This window comes from Pararobbsia alpina (assembly GCF_902859895.1).
Classification (GTDB): domain Bacteria; phylum Pseudomonadota; class Gammaproteobacteria; order Burkholderiales; family Burkholderiaceae; genus Pararobbsia; species Pararobbsia alpina.
The window spans coordinates 1-3,900 of sequence record NZ_CADIKM010000115.1 but is presented as its reverse complement, the minus strand read 5'-3'; the positions used below and the strand labels follow the sequence as shown (position 1 = coordinate 3,900).

At 58.8% G+C, this 3,900-nt stretch carries 5 protein-coding genes and 1 pseudogene; 3 read left to right on the top strand and 3 right to left on the bottom strand.

Going from position 1 to position 3,900, the window contains the following annotated elements; translation table 11 throughout:
• The first annotated feature begins 20 nt into the window (after positions 1-20).
• The gene (locus HV670_RS29485) at positions 21-236 is read left to right on the top strand and encodes an integrase core domain-containing protein (RefSeq protein ID WP_425511490.1); all 216 of its coding nucleotides are present in this window, start codon (positions 21-23) and stop codon (positions 234-236) included.
• A gap of 389 nt (positions 237-625) precedes the next feature.
• A complete protein-coding gene (locus HV670_RS32145; protein ID WP_175108462.1) occupies positions 626-826 on the top strand; it encodes a hypothetical protein in 201 nt (66 codons plus the stop codon).
• A 275-nt stretch (positions 827-1,101) separates the two neighbouring features.
• Here the strand turns inward: HV670_RS32145 and HV670_RS29475 are convergent, their stop codons facing one another.
• Positions 1,102-1,629, bottom strand: a complete 528-nt coding sequence (locus HV670_RS29475) for a hypothetical protein (RefSeq protein WP_175108461.1) — start codon at positions 1,627-1,629, stop codon at positions 1,102-1,104.
• A 411-nt stretch (positions 1,630-2,040) separates the two neighbouring features.
• A pseudogene (locus HV670_RS29470) lies at positions 2,041-2,816 on the bottom strand (methyl-accepting chemotaxis protein); the annotation flags it as partial.
• 173 nt (positions 2,817-2,989) lie between these two features.
• On the opposite strand from HV670_RS29470, the gene HV670_RS29465 reads away from it, so the two are divergent.
• Positions 2,990-3,169, top strand: coding sequence for a hypothetical protein (locus HV670_RS29465; RefSeq protein ID WP_175108460.1), 180 nt, complete (start codon positions 2,990-2,992; stop codon positions 3,167-3,169).
• A 445-nt stretch (positions 3,170-3,614) separates the two neighbouring features.
• Here the strand turns inward: HV670_RS29465 and HV670_RS29460 are convergent.
• Positions 3,615-3,900: sensor histidine kinase (locus tag HV670_RS29460; RefSeq protein ID WP_175108459.1), on the bottom strand; the 286-nt coding region annotated here is incomplete at its 5' end.

The following is a 3,900-nucleotide window of genomic DNA, read 5'->3' as shown; positions in this document are numbered from 1 at the left end:
GACGCTGCCGCGAGGCGGGCGTGCAGCCCTCGATGGGTACCGCAGGCGACTGCTTCGATAACGCGATGTGCGAATCGTTCTTCGGCACACTCGAAGCGGAGTTGCTCACGCACGAGCACTTCGACACCCATGAACAGGCCAGGCGCCGCCTCTTCTGGTTTCTGGAGAGCTGGTACAACGTACGCTGCCAGCATAGAATTAGGTGTCAGCCTAGGGTCGCTCAAAGCTCAACGTGATCAGATCTCCGCTGCGCTCGACCGCCTCACCGGCGGCTATTAATCTGGCCTGCATTGCCCCCGAGACACCATCGCTGCGGCTGATGGCGACTCCGCCGCGCTGCTAATCCTTCCCCCTGACAGCATTCAAAATGCCCGCTTTATAGAGTGATGGTTCTCTCGAAAGCCGCCCGAAAATCCTGCGCTAAGCCCCGCCCGCGTCGAGGTAGTTGACGCCGATTCAAATTTCTCCGCTATTAACTAATACGCGCTTAACACGGCTCCTGAATGTTAAGCATCGCCCGCTCGTGAGCAGATGCTCTTGCTCAACAAATCCGTGCGAGAGCATTTCATAATGGCCCGACCCAAAGTCCCGCCCGAGCAGTGGATCGAGCGCGTCACCAGTTCGAATGCAACCGGCCGTCACGCTGGCGGTGATCGCGAAAAGCCTCGAGGGTTCTCGGGATGGCCGCCTCTACTCGGGCGATTCCGTCACGAGCTGGGGCACGTCGGTCATCACGCTGCTCCTGCATCACCTGGGCGGACCTGCAGGGCATGACCTGGCGCTTGTTGTCGACCACCGCGCCCTGATCAATCTCCAAGGGTCATAGGGCACATAGGGCAGGGCAGCCCCATTGGCGCGGATCTCGATGCGCCCGGCCGGGTATTCGAAGACGTCAAGATACTGGTAAATCAGGCTTAAGCACTACTCCTGACCGCAGGCGGCTTTGAGCAGGTTCGCAGAGGACAAGTGCTCTCCCTCCAGCGTGTCGTGGCTTGTGCGCGCACTGTGCATGAGAGTGCGTCATCTTCGGATAGTCGCGTCCGCCGAACCGCCACCCCGGACTTTTATAACGACTTTCCGCAACGCCGTAGAAACGCCAGTTCAAAACCCATGCCGGACGAAAAGATTCGCGCCCATATTGTGCGAGTGGTCGAGGCTGACACGCGCTGTCGCTGAAAAAACCCACTGATCAATCGTAAGCGCTAGTCTTCGCTGATAATGCAAAACATTAGTTAAACCATAATCTGGAACTTGAACAATCTGGATCAACGGCTTCGCTGACTCAACTACATCAAGATAACGCGTCACCAGTTGCTGCGGCGCCGAATCAGGATAAGGAGAAGCAGACGCGCGCTCATATCGATGCTCCTTCGGAATTGGAGCAATATAGTAGTTATCCATTTGTGCATAGAGCTGCTTTTCCGAATTTGATAAGTATTCCATTTGGTACTGGTGCATATACTGCTGCGGCGATGGAATAGCCGGAAGAACCTCCACTTGTGGAGAGGCTATATTGGCAACGATCTCCACTTCCCGTGATTCGCCGATAGCGCCATCTGCGAATGCGGATCCGCCCGGCACAAAGAATAATGCGCCGATAATCCATTTTCTTTCGGCCAGGCACCTCATGAGCATACCTCCAATAAAGGATTAAAAAAATCACATTACTGGTTATCCCGGTTGCACAGGCTATTTGCTGCAGGCACGAATATATTGTAGTACGTCCATCGCGTTTGACCACCTCGCATCGGAAGTCCTCCCGTCGCGCCTCAGAGAGCGATGCAATGTCCATCATTCGCTGAACGCCCGATCATGCCGGCAACGGACCGGGCATCACAGCCCTTCAATCCTTGAACACAACGACCCAACTGACAGGACCACGTCATGTGCATCCTGTCCGCTCCCTCTCATGCAATCGCACGGACAATTGGCGGGGTCGTAGGTGTTACGGTCCGGACGGCGGCTCGGTGCGAGCACGCGTCCTAACGTAAAGAGCGCGTGGCTGTTCTACCTTGAAAGCTGCCGTCCTGGCGGCCCTGTTCACAGTGTCCCTGATTGTAGTAGGGACGGGCGACGACTTTGGCGACCCTGCACGAGTGGCATGCGAACTGTCGGTGCTGATGGGCATGGTTCGATCTGCGGGTCAATTGCTCCTGACGTCAAGAGCTCTGTCTCGGCGAGCTTGAACACTGCGACCGCGTCACGCATTGCCTGAGCCTGTTCGGCCATCGAGTGCGCGGCCGCCGACGCTTCTTCGACCAGCGCTGCGTTCTGCTGGGTCACCTGGTCCATCTGCGTAACGGCCTGATTGACCTGTTCGATGCCGGTGCGCTGTTCCTGCGATGCTGACGAGATCTCGTCCATGATGTCTGTCACACGCTTCACTGACGCGACGACTTCGTTGATCGTGCTGCCTGCTTCCGCCACGAGTTTCGAGCCGGCCTGCACCCGATCCACAGATTCGCCAATCAGCGCCTTGATTTCCTTGGCCGCGCTCGCACTACGCTGTGCGAGCGTGCGGACCTCGCCGGCCACGACCGCAAAGCCACGCCCCTGTTCGCCGGCGCGCGCGGCCTCGACCGCTGCATTCAGCGCGAGAATGTTCGTCTGGAACGCGATACTTCGATCACGCTAATGATGTCGGCCATTTTGGTGGAACTGTTGGAAATCCCGTGCATCGTCTCGACCACGCGTCCGACTACCTCGCCGCCACGCTGTGCGATGCCCGAGGCCGTGGTGGCGAGCGTACTCGCCTGCTGCGCGTTGTCCGCGTTCTGACGTACGGTGCCCGTAAGCTGTTCCATCGACGCGGCTGATCTGCGCTGCCACTGGCGATTTCTCTTGCCGCACGCTCAACATGGGACGTACTCGCGCTGACCGCACTCATTGCCGCTTCAATCTTCGCGATCGACACCTTCAGTACAACAGCTGTTGACGCTCTGACCGGAATGTCGTCTATGGAGAGGCATACCCGTCCGCCCCGATCCACATGTTCGACGATCAACGACAGGTCGGCCGCCTCGACTGCGGACCGACGCAGTTGCAGCGCGAGAAAAATCTCGATCGCCGTCTGCAGAACCACATACGCGGCGTGGAGCACCACCAGCGGGAAGTCCGCATGCGTAGTGCAGTACACGGAAAAACCAAGCGCCTGCAGCCGGTCGAATAGCAGGTGTTGAATACCAAACACACCCAGCAGCCAGCACGATCGGCCGCCAGTCCCGGTAGACTAGCAGCAGGCCAAGCAGGACAAATATACCGAAATGGAATTCGGTCATGCCGTGTGAGAGCTGGATGTGGAACGCCACAATCGCTGCATTGCAGGCGTGGGGGGCTAGCCAGTCGTCAAGAAAATTGGATCAGTTCCTCGGCCGCATGGCGCACCCAACCTCTCGGCGTCTGCGCAACATCGGATCGACCGTTGTAGTGCCGCGCTCAAACCCGACTCCGCACTTCCGGCCAATACTGCGGAGGGATGCGGGAGACGGCACGCACCGCGGCTGCTTTCCGCACGCTGGCGGACTATCTCGAACGTCATCCTGAAGCGCTGATCGGCAAGGCGGAGGAAAGGAAGTGATACGCCTATCCTTACGCCCTGCGATCGCGATGGACGCTCAGCTTCCTCGATTCGCCGCCGGCAGCCTGAGCGTCACAACCAACCCCCCGTCCGTCGAGTTGCGAATCGTGCAATCGCCTCCATGCTGTTGCACGAGCCGGTTGACGATCGCGAGGCCGAGGCCGCAGTGGCCATCCCCACCGCGTGACGAATCGAGTCGCACAAAAGGCAGCACCGCGCTGCTGATCTTGTCCGAAGCGATCCCCGCGCCGTGGTCACGAACCTCGATCACCCAGTCGGTTCCGCTACGTTGAGTCGCGATGTCGACCGGCGGCTCGCCGTGA

What these genes read in the sequence shown, in the direction of transcription:
- HV670_RS29465 (WP_175108460.1), top strand. Translation starts at nt 2,990, where the DNA reads ATGTTCGACGATCAACGACAGGTCGGCCGCCTCGACTGCGGACCGACG.
- HV670_RS32145 (WP_175108462.1), top strand. Translation starts at nt 626, where the DNA reads ATGCAACCGGCCGTCACGCTGGCGGTGATCGCGAAAAGCCTCGAGGGT.
- HV670_RS29475 (WP_175108461.1), bottom strand. Translation starts at nt 1,629, where the DNA reads ATGAGGTGCCTGGCCGAAAGAAAATGGATTATCGGCGCATTATTCTTT.